The sequence below is a fragment of the Paenibacillus alkaliterrae genome, from assembly GCF_021532375.1.
Classification (GTDB): domain Bacteria; phylum Bacillota; class Bacilli; order Paenibacillales; family Paenibacillaceae; genus Pristimantibacillus; species Pristimantibacillus alkaliterrae.
This window is the reverse complement of the sequence record NZ_JAKGAP010000017.1, coordinates 40,201-58,452: the sequence shown is the minus strand read 5'-3', so window position 1 is coordinate 58,452 and position 18,252 is coordinate 40,201. Positions and strand designations below refer to the sequence as shown.

The following is an 18,252-nucleotide window of genomic DNA, read 5'->3' as shown; positions in this document are numbered from 1 at the left end:
TTTGCGTTTTAAATGAAAGGAGCAGATCTAAATGGTCTTTCAAAAGGAAACCTTCAGCTACGGCTCCACCTCCGAGCTTTACATCGAATATATGAAGCGTTCGGAGCCTTATACGATGGAAGAAGATCATTATCATGACTATAACGAAATCTATTACATGCTGTCCGGCAGCCGGATCTATTTCATACGCGACCGTTCCTATTCCGTCGAGCAAGGGGATCTCGTATTTATTAACAAGCATGAGCTACACAAAACGATGCAAGCGGGCGAGGCGGCTCACGAGCGCGTCATCATTCATTTCCACGATGCCTATATAGGCTCTCTTTCCGCAAAGCATAAAGATTTTCTGCTATCGTCGTTCCAGCAGCAAAGCCATATCATTCGATTGCCGCGTCAGGAGCAGCTTGCTGCCGAGCAGGTCATGAGGCGAACGCTCGCGGAAATCAGTCAGATGCCATCCGGTTATGAGCTCTATCCTAACCACGCGATTACCGAGCTGCTGCTGATATCAGCCAGATACCTGCAGCAGAATAAACCCGCTCCTCTCCATAATTCAACGCCCATGCATGTGAAAATATCGGAGGTGATCCGCTATATCAACGCTCACTTTGCGGAGCCGCTTCGGCTTGACGCGTTAGCCGGGCATTTTTTTATCAGCCCCTATTATTTGAGCCGCATGTTTAAGGAAACGACCGGCTTCACCTTATCCGATTACATCATTTTAACGCGTATTAAGGAAGCGCAGCGCCTCCTTCGCGAATCGGAGATGAGCATAACGGATATTGCCGCGGCCGTCGGCTTCGATAACTTCTCCCATTTTGGCAAGACGTTCAAAAAAACCATTCGTGTATCCCCCCGCGATTATCGTAAAAACTATAGATAATCGCGTTTACATGTCGTAATATCTTATATTGATAGTCATTAAATTACACTAAAAATAAGCATGTAAATATGATAGATTATAATCATTGTCATAAATCTATACACGATATCAGGTAAACCATTTTGAACGTGTGAGGAGAGACGGACCTATGATTCGCATTGGAAAAATTAGCTATTGGCATGTGCACGCATGGGATTATACGAAACAAGCTCAGGAGCACCCGGGTACGGAAATCGTCGCGGTATGGGATGAAATCGCTGAACGCGGGCAAGCCGCAGCGGGGAAGCTGGATGTCCCTTTCTATTCCAATCTGGACGAAATGCTGAACCGGGATGATATCGATGCCGTTATCGTTGACGCGCCTACCGCGATGCATCAAGAGGTGATGGTTGCTGCCGCAAGAGCCGGCAAGCATATTTTCACAGAGAAGGTCGTTGCCGCAACACTGAAGGAAGTTCATGTTATACTGGATGAGGTAGCCAAAAACAAGGTCAAGCTAACCGTATCGCTGCCGCGCTTAAATGATGGCTATACCCTTGCCATCCGCGAGATTTTATCGCAAGGCTTGCTTGGCAAAGTGACGCTCGTACGTGCTCGTTTGTCGCATAACGGCGCTACGGCAGGCTGGCTTCCTGAGCATTTTTACAGCTTGGAGGAATGCGGCGGCGGCGCTTTAATCGATTTGGGCTGTCATCCTATGTATTTGACCAGACTGTTCTTGAACGAGATGCCTAGCGAGGTATCGGCCCATTTCGGTTATGTAACCGGCAAGCAGGTCGAGGATAACGCTGTTTCGGTATTATCCGTTCCTTCCGGTGCCGTCGGAATCGTAGAGGCGGGCTTCGTTAATAATCATTCGCCGTTTACGCTGGAGGTACACGGTACGGAAGGCACGCTGCTTTACGGAACGCCGGACGCCAAGCTGCTGCTTCGCACATCTGCCGCAGACGGCAAGTTATCGGAGCAGTGGACCGAGCAGCCGATTCCCGCCGCCAGAGAAAGCGCTTTCCACCAATGGGTGCAGCATATCTTGAACGACACGACAGCAGACGAAAATATTAGCTTAGCCGTAGATTTAACGAAGCTGATGGAAGCATCGAACCGTTCCGCCGGGGAGCATCGCTCCGTAAGAATAGACGAGTTGAGCGAATAAGAAGCTGCTGGTTGGAAAATACTCCCAGGAGGTATCGGCATGGTTAACTTTCCTTATGAGGTGATGAGGGAACGCCAGGATGCGCTGGAGCGTCTGGAGCTTCGGATCAGGTGGGGACAATACGACATTCACGTCCTCCGCTTCCATTTAACGCAATTTCCTCCCGGCCGGACCGTCGGATTTCATAAGCATGCGGAATATGAATTTCATTTCATTCCGCAGGGTAAAGGAAAGGTCATACTAGTCGATCAGGAGTATCCGCTCAGAGCCGGCATGTTCTATTTAACCGGCCCTGATGTGATGCATTATCAAGAGGCTGACCCCGTAGAAGCGATGGATGAGCTTTGCCTTCATGTCGATATTATCGACCGAACCGGGCAAGACGGCGGCGATGCTTCTCATTCCTATGATGATTGGGAAGCGGCCGAGGCGCACGATTGCATGGAGAAGCTAAGAACGCTGCCGCTATTTCCAGCGTCGGATCTGCATCAAGCGATGCCGCGGTTTCTTGAAGCCTACCAGGCCTGCAGCGATAATATTGTCGGCAGCTATACAACCATTAAACAAACGGTCATTCAAATTTTGCTGCGGGCCGTTCGGGCTTACGATACCGCGAATGAGCAGAAGCAGTTTCCGACGCGGGATATGAAGGCTTACCGTTACCGGCTTGCGATGGAATACATTCATGCCAATTTTGACGGCTCCATCACGCTTGAGGACGTTGCAGACAAGCTTAATCTGAGCACTCGCCATATTCAGCGGTTGTTCAAGGAGCTCCACAACGGGCATACCTTCAGCCGCATATTGGAAGACATTCGGCTTGCCGTCGTTTGCCGCGAGCTGCATGACACTGAGCAATCCATCGAGCAAATTGCCAAGCTTGCCGGGTTTGCCGGCGGCAATTACCTGCACGCCGTATTTCGGAAGAAGTTCGGCGTAACCCCTTCCGTTTATAGGAAGAGCTCGCGCGAAAGAAAACCACAATAACACTATCCATGAAAACCTGGGAGGATTTGAACATGTCGAAAATATATAAGCTAGCTATTATTGGCTGCGGCGGAATTGCGAACGGAAAGCATTTGCCCAGCTTAAAAAAACTAAGCAACGTTGAAATCGTAGCTTTCTGCGATATCGTCGAGCAGCGCGCTATTGATGCAGCGGCCCTTTATGGCGCTGAAGGCGCGGAAGTGTATACCGACTATAAGGAGCTGCTGAGCGACTCCACCATAGAAATCGTTCACGTCTGCACGCCAAACGACTCGCATGCGGATATTTCGATCGCAGCTCTAGAGGCAGGCAAGCATGTCATGAGCGAGAAGCCGATGGCGAAGACCGCTCATGACGCGCAGCGCATGGTCGAAGCCGCGCGCCGTTCCGGCAAGAAGCTGACCGTTGGCTACAACAACCGTTTCCGCCCGGACAGCCAGCATTTGAAAAAACTTTGCGAGGCAGGCGAGCTCGGCGATATTTATTACGCGAAGGCGCACGCCATTCGCCGCCGCGCCGTTCCGACATGGGGCGTTTTCCTTGACGAAGAGAAGCAAGGCGGCGGACCGCTTATCGATATCGGTACGCACGCGCTCGATTTGACTCTTTGGATGCTCGACAACTACAAACCGAAGGTCGTTCTCGGCACCTCGTACCATAAGCTTTCGCAGCGCGAAAACGCCGCAAACGCATGGGGTCCATGGGATCCTGCCAAGTTCACGGTAGAGGATTCCGCTTTCGGAATGATCGTTATGGAAAATGGCGCTACGATCGTGCTTGAATCCAGCTGGGCGCTCAACACGCTTGAAGTCGACGAGGCCAAATGTACCTTGTCCGGAACCGAGGGCGGAGCAGATATGAAGAACGGTCTCCGTATCAACGGAGAGAAGCACAGCCGCTTGTTCAAGACCGAAGTCGACTTGAAAGCCGGCGGGGTCGCATTCTACGATGGCAAAACGGAGAGCGATGCCGACCTCGAAATGAGAATGTGGCTGAAGGCGATCGACGAGGACACTGATCCAGTCGTTACGCCGGAGCAGGCTTACGTCGTTTCGCAAATTCTTGAAGCCATCTATGAATCGTCGAAAACCGGCAAAGCCGTTTACCTATAATCAGTCTGCAGCACGCAGTAAAGGCCGATCAAGCATGAGCTTGATCGGCCTTTACGCATAAATAGGCATTAGCTCCGGCCCGCCCCCAGCGGATAATCTGGACCGAAGAGTAACCCGTTTGGAACGCCAAGTAGAGCGATTTTCCAATGAAGTCGATCGTCTCCGCAGGCGCGTGGACCGTCTGGAACAGCAAAGCTAGCCTCAACCACCGCTCTTCAAGAATGCAACGAAGATTGAGGCAACAGCTACGACTGAGACAGCGGCGAACGCTGATCTTTTGGAAAGTGAAACGGTTATGCCAAGCTTCGTGCGAAAAATGCTACAAATGCATCGGATTACCATTATGGTCAATAAAGAGCGTTTCCGCAGTCGCCTCTGTCACTCGTTCCACAATGTTAAGTATGCCAACGGCAGCGGCGGCAGCATCGCCTGGCGCCTTCTCGCCGCCCATATCCGTTCGAATCCAGCCCGGATGCAGCGCGTGCACCAGAATGCCTTGCGGCGCAAGCTCCCGGCGGAGTTGCGCCGAGAACATGTTCAGCGCCGATTTCGAAAGCGCATAAGAATAATCCCCGCCGTATGCTCCGGCAAAACTGCCCGCTTCAGAGCTAATATTGATAATGCTCTGCTTCTCGCCCACAAGCAGAAGCGGCAAGAAATGCTTAAGCACGCTCATCGGGCCAAACAGGTTCGTTTGAAACGTTTGCTCCACTTGCTCAAAATCCAGCTGCTCGAGCTTCTGATCCCGTCCAAGCAAAATCGCCGCACTATTAATAACGGAATCGAGCGCTCCGAATCGGCTTGCCGCTTGTTCGTAAGCGTAGCGTACGGAATTCTCATCCGTGACATCGAGCGGCAGAATCGGAGCGGTCCAATGAAGGCCAGCATGACGATAATGGTTAGCATAGATGAGCCGAGTACTACAAGCGGGTTTTCCCGCAAGCTGCCCCATAAATCCGATCCGCCCCTTGAACGAAGCGAGCTTGAAAGCGCCGTCCTCATGACCATTCCCCTCTCCGGTTACGAATGCGCGGATCGAGCAGGCCATAGCTCAAATCGACGACCAGGTTAACCCCTACCATCAGCAGCCCCGTCACCTCTTCTACCAAGTCTATGTAAGAAAAAAACGACTGAACGTGATCGCCCAGTCGCTCTATTTCTGCTGTTATCTCGTTTCTCTGTGGACGGTAACTCTTTTGAGGCGGGGACTGTATTTCTTCACCTCAAGGCGCTCGGGCGTCGTTCTTTTATTTTTGCTTGTCGTATAGTTGCGGTCACCCGTCTCCGTACAAGCTAGTGTTACAATTACTCTCACATCGTTCACCTCCAAAATCCATTTTCTCCATTTGAAAAACTCGCTGAGAAACGTTAATTAATGAATCGTTGCCTCCAACTGCTCGTCAGAAGCATTCGGAAACTTATCGGGAAACTCGTTCCATTCCATGTTCAACTCTCCGTCGGTAAGGAGGCAGCTGTCCAGCGAGTCGATCAGCTTCGTCCGATTCATCTCTATGCCGATAAACACGACTTTGTTCACGCGATCACCATATTTCTCATCCCAGGAGCACGCAAGCTCCGGCTCTTCCTGAAGCACGGCCTCCCGCTCCGCTTCCGGCAGCGCGGCAGCCCATTGCCCTGCGGGCCCGAATTGAATGGATGGGCCTGCTTGGCTTAAGCTTTGGGCGAAATCATTGCGCGTCGCCAGCCACACCATTCCTTTGGCGCGAACGATCTCCTCCGGCCACTCCTCCATCCATGCCATGAGCCGCTGCGGATGAAACGGCTTCGCTCGCTCGTAGACGAAGGAGGAAATGCCATATTCCTCCGTCTCCGGCGTATGCGCTGGTGCTTCCATTTCCTTAATCCAGCCCGCGGACCTGCTTGCCTCATCGAAATCGAACAGCGACGTGTTCAAAATCTCCTTCGGATCGATCAGTCCATTCGAGGTGCGCATGAACTTGGCGCGCGGCTGCAGCGTACGAAGCACGCCCTCCAGCTCCGCCAGCTCTTCATCAGCCACGAGATCGCATTTGTTCAAAATAAGCACGTCGCAAAACTCGATTTGATCGATCAGCAGATCGACCACCTCGCGAGTGTCATCCTCGCCAACCGCTTGGCTGCGCTCGAGCAGCGTCTCGCCAGACGAGTAATCATGCCAGAAGCGATAAGCGTCCACCACCGTAACCATGCAGTCCAGCCTGCAAAACTGCGTCAAATCAATGCCTTGCTCTTCGTCGATATACGTAAACGTCTGTGCGACCGGAACCGGCTCTCCAACACCTGTCGATTCGATCAGAATATAATCGAACCGATTCTCCTTCGCCAGCTTCTCCACTTCCTTCAGCAGGTCCTCCCGCAGCGTGCAGCAGATGCAGCCGTTCGACATTTCCACCAGCTTCTCATCGGTACGCGACAACCCGCCGCCATCCCGGATCAAGCTTGCATCGATATTCAATTCGCTTAAGTCATTCACAATGACAGCGACCTTAAGACCATCGCGATTGTTCAATACGTGATTCATAATCGTAGTCTTGCCAGCGCCCAAATAGCCGCTCAGCACCGTAACCGGAATTTTTTTCACCGTCACCCGTGACACCTCTTTCTTCTATTCACCTTTTCCATAAACGTAATAGTTACGACTATACACTGAAAAATAAACCGACACCGTCAGTTAATAGTAATTATTACGCATTATTGAGTATAACAATGACCCTTCACTACGTCAAGATCGTAATTATTACTAATTAATCTCAATACTCCCCAGTCGAATCGCCTGAAGCGGCAAACAAAGGGGCTGCCCCCTTGACATCTTTGATGCCTTTCGGGACAGCCTCTTCTTCTAAATGCCAAAAACTTTAGCCTATTCCACTCTCGTCGCATGCTTCTGAGCCAGAAGAGAAAGCTCTGCCGCTTTGAACGTATGCTCCTGCGTCATCGCGTTCTCCGTGCCGTTCAGGCAATCAAGGATAAGCTGGCCGAAATAAGGGAAACCGACCTTGCCGCCCATCTGCATATGCTGTTCGCCATCCGCATTCACTAAGTAAAGCTGATCGCCTGCCTTATCTCTGGCAATATCGATATATTTGCGCAGCTCGATATAGCCTTCCGTGCCAAGGATAAGGGTTCGGCCGTCACCCCAAGTGCCGAGACCGGACGGCGTCAGCCAATCCACCCGAAAGTAGCCGGTAGCCCCGTTCTCCCCTACAAGCGTCATATCGCCGAAGTCCTCCAGCTCAGGGTAATCCTTGTTCGCATAATTGGCTACCTTGCTGTTCACGACGCTCGCATTGCTATTGCCCGTGAAATACAAGAACTGCTCCACCTGATGCGAGCCGATATCGCAAAGAATGCCGCCGTACTTCTCCTTCTCGAAAAACCATGCCGGTCTGGCCGGCGCGTTCAGGCGATGCGGACCAAGGCCCATGACCTGCACAACGCGGCCGATCGCGCCCTGCTCGATAAGCTGTCCGGCAAAAACCGCGCTTTCCACATGCAGGCGCTCGCTATAATAAACGGCATACCTTTTCCCGGTTTCCTCATAGGCGGTGCGCGCGTCCTCCAGTTGCTCCAGCGTAGTAAACGGTGCCTTGTCCGTAAAATAATGCTTGCCGCTGCGCATGACGCGTACGCCGAGCGGTCCGCGCAATGAGGTTACCGCAGCCGCAGCCACAAGCTGAACCTCGGCATCCCCGAGCACCTGTGCCTCCGATTCGGCAGCCTTCACCTGCGGATATTGACGCACGAACGCCTCTACCTTAGCCGGATCCGGGTCATAGACCCATTTTAAAGTCGCCCCCGCTTCCACAAGTCCGTTGCACATGCCGTAAATATGTCCATGATCAAGGCTGAGCGCCGCGATCACGAAGCTCCCCGTCTCTACGACCTTGTTCGGTTTGCCCTTTGGCGCATACTTCATGCCGTCTGCTTTGCTCATCGAAGCTGTGCCTCCTTTCGGTAAGCCGAGTTTGTGATTCTTTCCTGCAAATGCTCATAGAACAGATCCTCATCAATCGGGAGGTCTACCCACCCGTCCGTCCAAGTGGACAGCAGCATCGCATTGGAGAGCATAAGGCCTTTGATGCCTTCCTCGCCCGGAGCGATTAACGGCTCACCGTACAAAATCGCATTTATGAAGTTTTGCGTAATGCCCTTATGATCCTGATAGGTGCCTTTGACCGGAATTTCAATTTTCCAACATTCCGGTGCGCCAAACCCTCCGGTGAACTGCTTGTTGAACTCCGGCTCAGGCACCCGCAGCCTCCAGAACGTAAGCGTATCGTTTTCGATGACGATTTTGCCGCGATCGCCGCTAATTTCCAGCCGGTTCGTTCCCGGTGCTTCGCCCGTTGTCGTAACGAATACGCCCGTCGCGCCATTCTCGTATTCGACGAATGCCGTCACATCGTCCTCGACCTCAATGTTGCGATGCTTACCGAAATAACAGAAAGCGCGAACCCGCTTCGGCATCATGCTGATCGTCCATTGCCACAGGTCAAGCTGATGGGGGTCCTGATTGAGCAGAACGCCGCCGCCTTCTCCCGCCCAGGTTGCTCGCCAGGTTCCCGAATCATAGTAGCTTTGAGAACGGTACCAATTCGTAATGATCCAATTCGTCCTCCTTACCTCGCCAAGCTCACCAGAATCGATTAACTCCTTGAGCTTCACGTAGAGCGGGTTCGTCCGCTGATTGTACATCATGCTGAATTTAACGTTTGCCTTCGCTCCTGCTTCGTTCATCTGGCGAACCTGCTTCGTATAAACGCCTGCAGGCTTTTCGCATAATACGTGAAGGCCCCGTTCGAAGGAAGCGATTGCAAGCTCAGGATGCGAATAATGCGGAGTAGCGATTAGCACGGCGTCGATTAAGCCTGATTCCATCATTTCATAAGGACTCGTAAACAAGCCGACATTGTCACCTAACCGCTCTTTCGCCCACTTCAGACTCTCGGGCACGCTGTCGCTGACTGCCGCTATAAAGACGCCGCTGACTTCGCCCTTCAACAAATATCCGATATGTCCTTTGCCCATATTACCCAAACCGATAATGCCCAAACGGACAACCTGCATTCGTAAACCGCCCCTTTATTGGATTGATTGTTGTTAACCGCTAAGTAAATGCTTTCATGCTTATATGGTACCACCCAAGAGGTTGCAAAACTTCATTCCCATTATCCTGTTTGTGCTTTTATTTGACTGTAGTTGTTGTATAATGAGGGTAATTATAAGGGGGGACAAACTAATGAGCACACAGCATATCATAAAGTCGCCGTATACCCTTAGTACAAGCTCAAGCTTTAATGCCCATGTCCCGTACCATACTCACTTCCATTATGAAATCTATTATTTTCGCGGAGGCAGGGTGAATTACCTCATTAACGACCGTATCCATGTGCTCGAGCCGGGCGACCTGCTGCTCATGCATGGAATGACGCTGCACCGGGCGCATGTCGATCCAAGCGTGGCTTATCACCGCACTACGCTACATTTCGATCCCTTTTACTTTAAACAACTTATACAGCCTCCCTTCGCCGATGATTTGCTGATCCCTTTCGAGAAGCTGCAAAATGTGAGATTACAGCTCCGGGGCACCGACAAAATCGAGGTGGAAGCGGCGTTCGAGAAGCTGGAGCAGTTGTACGCACGGAAAGAAAAGTTTGCGCAGCACCGCTTTCAGGCGCTGCTGCTCGATTTTCTAATCCTGGTCAATTATCTGTGCGAACAGCCGCTTAAGTCAAAGTCCTCCTTCCCATCCTCCAAGGAGCATCACGTACAGGCGGTGATCTCTTATTTGGATCGCCACTATCAGGAGGATATATCGCTGGAAGGCATACAGGCTGAGCTGCATCTTAGCAAATACTATTTGGCGAAGACGTTCAAGGAAGTCACCGGCGCGACGATCTTTCAATTTCTGATGCAGCGCAGAATTTATCAAGCGAAAATCGAGCTCATTAATAGCAACCAGCCGATTACGGAAATCGGCTACGAGGTTGGCTTCAAGCATCCCTCGCATTTCAGCCGCTCCTTCAAGCTGCAAACCGAACTAACCCCCGAGCAATACCGCAAGCAGCATCAACTCCACTCCTCAGGCCCGTTGTAAGCTCCAATCAGAAGTAATAGATTGGAGCAGTTGACCCATTTAGTTGTTAAGCGTATTATTGTCATATCAACTAAACTCATAAAGCAGGTGCGGCTATGGAATTAAAAGACTCTGTAGGCTATTTGATCAGCAATACAGGCCGAACGCTGAATCAGCGGCTCCAGCAGCTTTTTCAGGATCATGACGTAACACCCGAGCAATGGTCAGTGCTCATCTGTCTGGAAGAAAAGGATGGGATTACCCATAGGGATTTGTCCCAGCGGGCCGAGAAGGACCCGGCCAACATCACGCGCCTTGTCGATCAGCTGGAGCGCAAAGCTCTCGTCCGGCGTGCAGCGAATCCGCATGACCGCAGGTCGCAGCTGCTTTATATCAGCGATCAAGGAAGGCTGTCTGCACGTTCGCTGGCACCAGTCGAAGCCGCGTTTGTCGAGCATATTTTAACGGGCATTTCGGAGGATGAGATTAGCGCTTTCAAAAAATTTATGGGGAAAATCAACCGAAATGCGAAACAATATCAATAAAATCAATTCTGAGCATCGGCATCATCCGAGAGGGGAACATCGAAGTGAATAACAACAAATTGTGGAGCGCGGACTTCATCAAAATTTGTTTAAGCAGTTTTTTTCTGTTTTTTGCATTTTACACAATGGCAACGGCTCTTTCCGTATATGTGACGAAAGGGCTGGGCGGCTCGGATACGCAAGCCGGCTTGTCTATGACCGTATTCGTCATTGCGGCTGTGCTGCTTCGCCCATTTGCCGGTCAGCTTATGGGCAGGTACGGCGAAAGGAGAATCGTATCGATATCCTTGCTGCTGTATTTATTACTCTCCGTCGCCTATTTAGGCGTTTTCGGTTATGCGATGCTGCTGCTCGTTCGTTTCTTGCATGGCGGCACCTTCGCTATCGCGACTACAGCTGCGAACACAACCGCGATCGGCATTATCCCGGAACATCGCAAAGGGGAAGGAATTAGCTACTTCAGCTTATTCATGAGCCTCGCGATGGTTATCGGGCCGTTCGCAGGCTTAACCATTACGACCCATGGCGGCTTTACGGCTATGTTAGCCATGTGTGCGTTATGTTCCTTGCTAGCCTTCGTGCTTGGCGCTTCTACGAAACGTCCATCCACTCAGCCGCAAGCAGAATCTTCCGGGCAGCCGTCTTCGCCGGTCAAATCAAAGTTTCACCCGCGAGACCTCGTGGAACGCAAAGCCGTACCCATCGCGCTGAGCGGATTCGCCGTCGCTTTTGCCTACAGCGGGCTAGTCACGTTCATGTCCGTCTATGCCCATGAGCAAGCCATTGATCAGTATGCCAGCTATTTCTTCGTCTGCTTCGGCATTATGATCGTTTTGCCGAGGCCTATCGTCGGCAAATTGCTGGACCGGGCCTCGGAGCATCTGATCGTCTACCCTAGCATTGCGATATTTGCCGCAGGCATGCTGCTGCTAAGCCAAGCCCATTCGCCTGTTCTGCTGCTCGTATCCGGCGCCATCATCGGCTTAGGCTACGGTGCCTTGCTGCCCTGCTATCAAACGATCGCCGTATTAGCCGTTCCACCAGAGCGTCGCGGACTTGCTACTGCAACCTTTTATTTACTGTTTGACCTTGGATACGGTATAGGTTCTTATTCCCTTGGGGCTCTGGCTTCTCATTACGGTTACAGCGCCATGTATGTTCTTTGTGCCCTTATTATCGCCTTGTCGTCCGTCATTTACTTCACGCTTCACCATAAACGCAAACGGCTCAGAGCTGCCTCGGTAGAAACGGCTTCTGCAGCCTCATGAGGTTACAACCGCCGTCAGCTCCTGAACCGGCAAATTAATTTGAACGACCGTCCCTTCGTTGATCACACTGCTAATTTGGAGCGTCCCCCGGTGCGCTTCGATAATGCGTGTGCTTATCATGAGACCGAGTCCCGTCCCTTTCTCTTTTGTGGTCACGAAGGGTTCTCCGATTTTTTTGATGAGCTCCTCCGGTATGCCCGGACCTCCGTCCTTGATCCGGATTTGCACCTCTCCGTTATCCGTCTGCTCCGTGTGTATGACAACCTCGCCGCCCTCCGGCATCGCTTCGATCGCATTTTTAATGACATTCAGAAACACTTGCTTCAGTTGATTTTCATTGCAATAGACAACCGGCAGCGGCTCCTCGTGCTGAAAGACGATCGTTACGTTCAGCAAGATCGCCTGGGTTTCCAAAATGTGTATAACGCTTTGCAGGATAGGCTCAAGCTGAGCGCTGTTAAACTGTGAGAAATGCGGCTTCGCTAAAGTCATGAATTCATTTACGATGAGAGCGATTCGGTCAATTTCCGCAGCCATTATCTCAAAATAATGCTGCTGCTCCGGGTATTTGTTTCTCAGCAGCTGCGTAAAGCCTTTCAGCGCTGTAAGCGGATTGCGGATTTCATGGGCTACCCCAGCCGCAAGCTGGCCGATTACGGACAGCTTCTCGGAGCGGACGAGCATTTCCTCCGATCGCTTGCGTTCCGTCAGATCGCGAATAACGCTGAGTATGACATCCTTGCCCATATAATTATTAATCCGTATGCTCGAAATTTCTACATCCAGAAGCCGGCCGTCGGGACAGACGATCACTCGTTCCTGATACGGCGTCGGATCATCCGTGGACATGACCTGCTTCATCGTTTCAACAACCCGCTCATGCTTGCATGCATGAATAAATTGAAATACGCTCTTGCCGATTACTTCTGAATCCTCGCACGCTCCAATCATCTGCATGGCGAGCTTGTTCACATAAACGACTATTCCTTCATCGCTCACGACAATCGGCTCCGGCACGAACTTTATCATTTTCTGATACAGCTTGGCGCTGTCTCGCAGCATACACTCCTGCTCATGTTTGAAGGTGACGTCCTGCACCGTGCCAAGCAAGGAAAGATGCCCGTTGAACATGATAATAGTGCCGTTTCCTTCTAAGAAGATGGTGCTGCCGTCTTTCTTAATGCCTCTGCATTTAATCGGAAACTGTTTTTTTCCGTTGACCATAGCATCCCTTATATTTTTCTTTATTTTAATAAGCTCGTTCCCGTCAAGGAGTTCGTGCGGCGCCAGCGTGAGCATCTCCTCCACTGTATAACCGTACATTTCCGCCAAACAAGGATTGCAGAAAACTACGTTGTTGCCATATCCGACGAATACGCCAGCAACTACGCTCTCAACCAAGCTTTTATATAAATACTCCTTTTCGTCCAGCGAGGCCTCCATCCGCTTACGATCAGAGATATCGCGGATAATAAGCTGTACGGATGGCTTGCCGTCATACTTGACTGCAACCGCTCTCATTTCAACGTCTACCGGCTCACGGTTCGTACGAATGAGCTTTGTATGAACAAAATAAGTCGGATGTGCTTCACGGAGCAAATATTGAATTTGAGCCGGCATTTCGTTCACATATCTCGGATGCACAAAACGATAGATGGATTGTCCAATAATATCCTCCGGCCGATTTACGCCAATCAGCTTTAACGCAGAGGCATTGGCAAATACGATATGATCATCATTAAATACAATAAGCGCATCAGGCAACAATTGAACGAGATGCTGATATCTCTCTTCACTTTCCTTCAACTGTACGACATTACAATCTACATTCATCATGTTCCCCCACCTCATCATGATCAGCATTGTCTTCTTTTACTTTCAACACGATTCCTCGTCTTCCTGCAAATTACTACACTTTAAAGCAAAAAAACAATGCGCTCCTGAAATATAATGTCCACGGCTGCAAAAAAAAGACTGCCTTCGAATAGAAATCTCTACTCGAAAAGCAGTCTTAACGATAAACCTTCTATTAACCTTGCAGCAGAAGCTGCTCTGGATCCTCAAGAAGCTCCTTAACCGTTACGAGGAAACGTACCGCTTCGCTTCCGTCAACGATACGGTGATCGTAGGATAATGCGATATACATCATCGGACGGTTTTCCATCCGTTCATTATCGATAGCTACCGGACGCACCTGGATTTTGTGCATGCCGAGAATACCAACCTGCGGCGTGTTTAGAATTGGCGTCGACAGCAGGGAGCCGAATACGCCGCCATTCGTGATGGTGAAGCTTCCTCCTTGAAGATCGGCGATCGACAATGTGTTCGCTCTTGCTTTACCGGCAAGGTCTACAATGTTTTTCTCGATCTCGGCGAAGCTTAGACGATCTGCGTCGCGAACGACCGGTACGACTAAGCCTTCCTTCGCAGATACGGCAATGCCGATATCGAAAAATTTTTTCACGACGATTTCTTCGCCGTCGATTTCCGCATTAAGCAGAGGGAATGCCTTCAATGCGCCGACTACCGCTTTCGTGAAGAAGGACATAAAACCGAGGTTTACATCGTTTTTCTCGAAAAACGTTTGCTTGCGGCGTTTGCGCAAATCAAGAATCGCGGTCATGTCAACTTCGTTGAACGTCGTCAGCATCGCTGCCGTACGCTGCGCTTCCACAAGACGGTTTGCAATTGTAATCCGACGGCGTGACATGCGCTTGCGCTCAGTCGGCTTTGCATCCTTGCTTGCGCCGGCAGAATCGGCTTGCTTAATCGGAGCCGAGGCTGCAGGCTTCGCAACCGCAGGTGCCGGTGCTTGTCCGGCAGCTTGCGATAAATCAATGCCTTGCTCGCGGGCACGCTTGCGTGCTGCCGGCGAAGCAATAATTGCCGACGGCCCCTCGCTTGCCGGCACGGATGGCTGAGCAGCAGGTGCAACAGGTGTGGCCGGAGCTGCCGGAGCTGCCGAAGCGGCTGGAGTTGCTTGTTCTGCTGCCGGAGCAGCCGGAGCGGATGCTCCGCCTGCCGCTGCAGCGCCGATCGATCCGATCGCTTCGCCGACGAGAACGACTTCCCCGTCTTGCTTGGCGATTTTGGAAACTACGCCGCTGTTATCCGCGCTAATTTCAATATTTACTTTATCCGTTTCAAGCTCCAGCAGGACATCTCCCTGGTTGACGGAGTCGCCTTCCTTCACAAACCATTTCGTAATCGTGCCCTCTGATATGGACTCGCCTAATTCTGGTACGATAATTTCAGCCATTAGTTACTACCCCCTTATCAAACTTGTTTCAACTGGATTGCCGTTCAAAGCCGTCGTTATGATCCATTTTTGCTCAGCGGCATGCACCTCTTGGTGTCCGCTTGCCGTACTGGAGCGGTCTGGTCTGCCGACATAACGGACAGCAGCCTTCTTAGGCGCCAAGGCCCGCAGGCGCGGCTCCATGAAGAACCACGAACCCATGTTTTTCGGCTCCTCTTGCACCCATACGATTTCTTCCAGCTTATCAAACTGCTTCACGATGCGCTCGATTTCCGCTTGCGGGAACGGATATAGCTGCTCGACTCTTGCTACGCGAAGCCATTCGTACTCTTCCGCATTCGCAGAAGCGAGCGCCTCTTCGACATCAACCGCAACCTTGCCTGTGCACAGCAGCAGGCGCTTCACTTTATCTTTCTTCTCCTTCGGCTCCGTCAGGCTGAATTGCGGCAGCACCGGCTTAAAGGAGCCTTCGCTGAACTCAACGCCATGCGATGCGACGCGCGGATTACGAATCAAGCTCTTCGGCGCCATAAGCACTAGCGGACGCATATGCTCGGTTCCAAGAAGCGAAGCTTGCTTACGCAGCAAGTGGAAATATTGCGCGGACGTCGTCAGGTTCGCGACCGTCCAGTTGTTATCTGCCGAGAGCTGAAGGAAACGCTCAAGCCTTGCGCTTGAATGCTCCGGTCCTTGGCCTTCATAGCCATGCGGCAGCAAAATTACGATTCCCGATTTTTGCGACCATTTCGCGCGGCCTGCTGAAATGAATTGGTCGAAAATAACCTGCGCAACGTTGGCGAAATCGCCATACTGCGCTTCCCAAATCACGAATGTTTCCGGCGCGAATACATTATAGCCATATTCAAAGCCCAGCACCGCCGTCTCCGACAATGGGCTGTTATGAACGGCAAAGGATGCCCTCGCCTGCGGCAGGATGTGCAGCGGCGAGAACTTTGCCGCGTTTGCATTGTCGTTGAGCATAATGTGACGATGCGCGAACGTCCCGCGCTCTGAATCCTGTCCGCTTAGACGAATTGGCGTGCCGTCCGCTAGAATCGTCGCGAACGCAAGCGTCTCCGCATGCGCCCAATCTACCTTCTCGCCATCATTCAAGGCGGAAGCGCGGCGCTGCAAAATACGCTGCAGCTTCGTATATTCCGTAAAGCCCTCCGGACGATTCAGCAGCTCCAAATTAATATCGCGCAGCGTCTCTAACGGCACTGCCGTACGAGCTTCTTCAATAGCAGGAACAATGGATAGCTGCTGCTCTTCGCGAATTCTCGGCTTGCCTTCATTGGCTTTCATGGCGTCATAAGCCGCCTGAAGCTTGCTGTTCGTACGCTGACGCAATCCCTCAACCTGCTCCTCCGTAATGGCTTTCTCGCCTTTAAGCTGCTCGCCGTACAGCGCGCTGACCGTAGGATGATTGCGAACCTTCGTATACATAAGCGGCTGCGTTACGTCCGGGTCGTCCATCTCATTATGGCCGAAGCGGCGGTAGCCGATCAAATCGATGACGAAGCCTTTGTTGAAGCGAAGCCGGTATTCGCAAGCCAGGCGAACGGCTGCGAGACATGCTTCCGGTTCATCCGCATTGACGTGAACGATCGGGATGTCGAAGCCTTTGGCCAGATCGCTTGCGTAATGCGTCGAACGGGAATCGATGCTGTTCGTCGTAAAACCCAGACGGTTGTTCGCAATAATATGAAGCGTGCCGCCGTTGCGGTAGCCTTGCAGTTTATTGAAATTGAGGGTCTCCGCTACAATGCCTTCACCGATGAAAGCAGCGTCGCCGTGAATACAAATCGTAACGGCCTTCGCCAAATCCTGCTCAGGCATACCGGGCTTGCTCCGATCCTCTTGCGCGGCACGCGTGAAGCCTTCTACCACAGGGTTAACAAATTCAAGATGGCTTGGATTGTTCGCAAGCGTAAGCTTTGCGCGAACCGTTTCGCCTTCCTTAACGGCGCGGTCGGCTCCCAGATGGTATTTCACGTCGCCCGTCCAGCCGTAGTTAATGCCCATCGAGCCTTCAGAAGGGATAAGCTCTTTGTTAGGAGCATGATGGAATTCGGAAAAAATCTTCTCATAAGGCTTGCCAAGGACATGCGTAAGTACATTCAAACGTCCGCGATGCGCCATCCCCATAAGTATGTTGCTCGCCCCGTCATGCGCGACAGCGCGAACGATTTCATCCAATACCGGTACGAGCATATCTACGCCTTCAATGGAGAACCGCTTCTGACCGACGAATGTGCGGTGCAGGAAATTTTCGAAATATTCAACCTCCATAAGCCGTTCCAGCAGCGCGGAGCGCTCTCTAGCCGATAGCGGAGCAGGAAATGATCCGGATTCCGCTTGTTTATGCAGCCAATTGCGTTCATTTTCATCATGAATATGTGTAAATTCATAAGCCGCGGAGCGCGTATAAATTTCTCTTAAGCGGGTAATAGCTTCCCAGCCGTTAGAAATAGATGCTGGTGCATTATCCCAAATAAGCGATGCCGGGATAGCGGTCAAATCCGCTTGTGTCAATCCGAAGGTTTCCGGCTCAAGCAGCTTCGTATCGGCCTCAGGGCTGAAGCCAAGCGGGTCGATATCCGCAGCTAAATGGCCGTATCTGCGAATGTTCAGCATCAGCTGATGTGCAGCCACGACCTTCTTCAACATATTTGCATCAATCGAACCTGAGACAGCAGCGGTTGCGACTGCCTGTTGAGGATTCGGCTTCACCGATGCGTTTGAATTTGCTCCAAGCGATACGGAGGGAGGTGCGCCGAAGTGAACGAACAGCTCGCGAAGCGATATCTCAACAGAATCCGGTTCGGTCAAAAAACGTTCGTATTGCTCCTGCACATACCCGAGATTGGGACCATAGTAGCTTTGCCAAGGCGAATGATTTCGCTCATCATGGATGCTCATTGCAGAAAATTCCACCCTCTCTATTCATTGCCATCCTATTATTTTCT

16 protein-coding genes are annotated in these 18,252 nt (G+C 51.5%); 7 read left to right on the top strand and 9 right to left on the bottom strand.

Annotated features, from left to right (window positions below; genetic code table 11):
• The first annotated feature begins 31 nt into the window (after window positions 1-31).
• The 4 genes from L1N85_RS09315 to L1N85_RS09300 all read left to right on the top strand — a co-directional run bounded on the left by L1N85_RS09315 (window position 32) and on the right by L1N85_RS09300 (window position 4,135).
• Window positions 32-883: an AraC family transcriptional regulator gene (locus L1N85_RS09315; protein ID WP_235237282.1), complete on the top strand. Its 852-nt coding sequence runs from the start codon at window positions 32-34 to the stop codon at window positions 881-883.
• A 148-nt stretch (window positions 884-1,031) separates the two neighbouring features.
• Window positions 1,032-2,036 carry a Gfo/Idh/MocA family protein gene (locus L1N85_RS09310; protein WP_235237281.1) on the top strand — a complete coding sequence of 335 codons (1,005 nt, stop codon included), beginning with the start codon at window positions 1,032-1,034 and terminating at the stop codon, window positions 2,034-2,036.
• 39 nt (window positions 2,037-2,075) lie between these two features.
• Complete coding sequence (locus tag L1N85_RS09305; protein ID WP_235237280.1) at window positions 2,076-3,023, top strand: AraC family transcriptional regulator; 948 nt, start codon at window positions 2,076-2,078, stop codon at window positions 3,021-3,023.
• 32 nt (window positions 3,024-3,055) lie between these two features.
• Window positions 3,056-4,135 carry a Gfo/Idh/MocA family protein gene (locus L1N85_RS09300; RefSeq protein ID WP_235237279.1) on the top strand — a complete coding sequence of 360 codons (1,080 nt, stop codon included), beginning with the start codon at window positions 3,056-3,058 and terminating at the stop codon, window positions 4,133-4,135.
• 28 nt (window positions 4,136-4,163) lie between these two features.
• On the opposite strand, the gene L1N85_RS09295 is transcribed toward L1N85_RS09300, so the two are convergent.
• From L1N85_RS09295 to L1N85_RS09270, 6 genes are all read right to left on the bottom strand, one after another.
• Window positions 4,164-4,340, bottom strand: coding sequence for a hypothetical protein (locus L1N85_RS09295; protein WP_235237278.1), 177 nt, complete (start codon window positions 4,338-4,340; stop codon window positions 4,164-4,166).
• Between the two features lie 114 nt (window positions 4,341-4,454).
• Window positions 4,455-5,183 carry an SDR family NAD(P)-dependent oxidoreductase gene (locus L1N85_RS09290; RefSeq protein WP_235237277.1) on the bottom strand — a complete coding sequence of 243 codons (729 nt, stop codon included), beginning with the start codon at window positions 5,181-5,183 and terminating at the stop codon, window positions 4,455-4,457.
• A gap of 117 nt (window positions 5,184-5,300) precedes the next feature.
• Window positions 5,301-5,450 (bottom strand): 50S ribosomal protein L33, encoded by a 150-nt coding sequence (gene rpmG / locus L1N85_RS09285; RefSeq protein ID WP_235237276.1) that lies wholly within the window; start codon window positions 5,448-5,450, stop codon window positions 5,301-5,303.
• A gap of 57 nt (window positions 5,451-5,507) precedes the next feature.
• Window positions 5,508-6,722, bottom strand: coding sequence for a GTP-binding protein (locus L1N85_RS09280; RefSeq protein ID WP_328285191.1), 1,215 nt, complete (start codon window positions 6,720-6,722; stop codon window positions 5,508-5,510).
• A gap of 273 nt (window positions 6,723-6,995) precedes the next feature.
• The gene (locus L1N85_RS09275) at window positions 6,996-8,069 is read right to left on the bottom strand and encodes a Gfo/Idh/MocA family protein (RefSeq protein WP_235237275.1); all 1,074 of its coding nucleotides are present in this window, start codon (window positions 8,067-8,069) and stop codon (window positions 6,996-6,998) included.
• Complete coding sequence (locus tag L1N85_RS09270; RefSeq protein ID WP_235237274.1) at window positions 8,066-9,202, bottom strand: Gfo/Idh/MocA family protein; 1,137 nt, start codon at window positions 9,200-9,202, stop codon at window positions 8,066-8,068. The genes L1N85_RS09275 and L1N85_RS09270 overlap by 4 nt, the downstream gene beginning before the upstream one ends.
• Before the next feature lie 172 nt (window positions 9,203-9,374).
• On the opposite strand from L1N85_RS09270, the gene L1N85_RS09265 reads away from it, so the two are divergent.
• The 3 genes from L1N85_RS09265 (at window position 9,375) to L1N85_RS09255 (ending at window position 12,024) form a co-directional block, all read left to right on the top strand.
• Window positions 9,375-10,232 (top strand): helix-turn-helix transcriptional regulator, encoded by an 858-nt coding sequence (locus tag L1N85_RS09265; RefSeq protein ID WP_235237273.1) that lies wholly within the window; start codon window positions 9,375-9,377, stop codon window positions 10,230-10,232.
• Between the two features lie 95 nt (window positions 10,233-10,327).
• Complete coding sequence (locus L1N85_RS09260; RefSeq protein WP_235237272.1) at window positions 10,328-10,756, top strand: MarR family winged helix-turn-helix transcriptional regulator; 429 nt, start codon at window positions 10,328-10,330, stop codon at window positions 10,754-10,756.
• 44 nt (window positions 10,757-10,800) lie between these two features.
• Window positions 10,801-12,024 carry an MFS transporter gene (locus tag L1N85_RS09255; RefSeq protein ID WP_235237271.1) on the top strand — a complete coding sequence of 408 codons (1,224 nt, stop codon included), beginning with the start codon at window positions 10,801-10,803 and terminating at the stop codon, window positions 12,022-12,024.
• On the opposite strand, the gene L1N85_RS09250 is transcribed toward L1N85_RS09255, so the two are convergent.
• The 3 genes from L1N85_RS09250 to L1N85_RS09240 form a co-directional block, all read right to left on the bottom strand.
• Window positions 12,019-13,860, bottom strand: a complete 1,842-nt coding sequence (locus L1N85_RS09250; RefSeq protein WP_235237270.1) for a PAS domain S-box protein — start codon at window positions 13,858-13,860, stop codon at window positions 12,019-12,021. The genes L1N85_RS09255 and L1N85_RS09250 overlap by 6 nt on opposite strands.
• A gap of 193 nt (window positions 13,861-14,053) precedes the next feature.
• Complete coding sequence (gene odhB / locus L1N85_RS09245; RefSeq protein ID WP_235237269.1) at window positions 14,054-15,283, bottom strand: 2-oxoglutarate dehydrogenase complex dihydrolipoyllysine-residue succinyltransferase; 1,230 nt, start codon at window positions 15,281-15,283, stop codon at window positions 14,054-14,056.
• Window positions 15,284-15,289: 6 nt separating this feature from the next.
• On the bottom strand, window positions 15,290-18,205 hold the full coding sequence (locus L1N85_RS09240) for a 2-oxoglutarate dehydrogenase E1 component (protein WP_235237268.1): 2,916 nt from the start codon (window positions 18,203-18,205) through the stop codon (window positions 15,290-15,292).
• Window positions 18,206-18,252 lie beyond the last annotated feature (47 nt).

What these genes read in the sequence shown, in the direction of transcription:
- L1N85_RS09315 (WP_235237282.1), top strand. Translation starts at nt 32, where the DNA reads ATGGTCTTTCAAAAGGAAACCTTCAGCTACGGCTCCACCTCCGAGCTT.
- L1N85_RS09270 (WP_235237274.1), bottom strand. Translation starts at nt 9,202, where the DNA reads ATGCAGGTTGTCCGTTTGGGCATTATCGGTTTGGGTAATATGGGCAAA.
- L1N85_RS09240 (WP_235237268.1), bottom strand. Translation starts at nt 18,205, where the DNA reads ATGAGCATCCATGATGAGCGAAATCATTCGCCTTGGCAAAGCTACTAT.
- L1N85_RS09250 (WP_235237270.1), bottom strand. Translation starts at nt 13,860, where the DNA reads ATGATGAATGTAGATTGTAATGTCGTACAGTTGAAGGAAAGTGAAGAG.
- L1N85_RS09260 (WP_235237272.1), top strand. Translation starts at nt 10,328, where the DNA reads ATGGAATTAAAAGACTCTGTAGGCTATTTGATCAGCAATACAGGCCGA.
- L1N85_RS09305 (WP_235237280.1), top strand. Translation starts at nt 2,076, where the DNA reads ATGGTTAACTTTCCTTATGAGGTGATGAGGGAACGCCAGGATGCGCTG.
- L1N85_RS09290 (WP_235237277.1), bottom strand. Translation starts at nt 5,183, where the DNA reads ATGGCCTGCTCGATCCGCGCATTCGTAACCGGAGAGGGGAATGGTCAT.
- L1N85_RS09300 (WP_235237279.1), top strand. Translation starts at nt 3,056, where the DNA reads ATGTCGAAAATATATAAGCTAGCTATTATTGGCTGCGGCGGAATTGCG.
- L1N85_RS09265 (WP_235237273.1), top strand. Translation starts at nt 9,375, where the DNA reads ATGAGCACACAGCATATCATAAAGTCGCCGTATACCCTTAGTACAAGC.
- L1N85_RS09275 (WP_235237275.1), bottom strand. Translation starts at nt 8,069, where the DNA reads ATGAGCAAAGCAGACGGCATGAAGTATGCGCCAAAGGGCAAACCGAAC.
- L1N85_RS09310 (WP_235237281.1), top strand. Translation starts at nt 1,032, where the DNA reads ATGATTCGCATTGGAAAAATTAGCTATTGGCATGTGCACGCATGGGAT.
- odhB (WP_235237269.1), bottom strand. Translation starts at nt 15,283, where the DNA reads ATGGCTGAAATTATCGTACCAGAATTAGGCGAGTCCATATCAGAGGGC.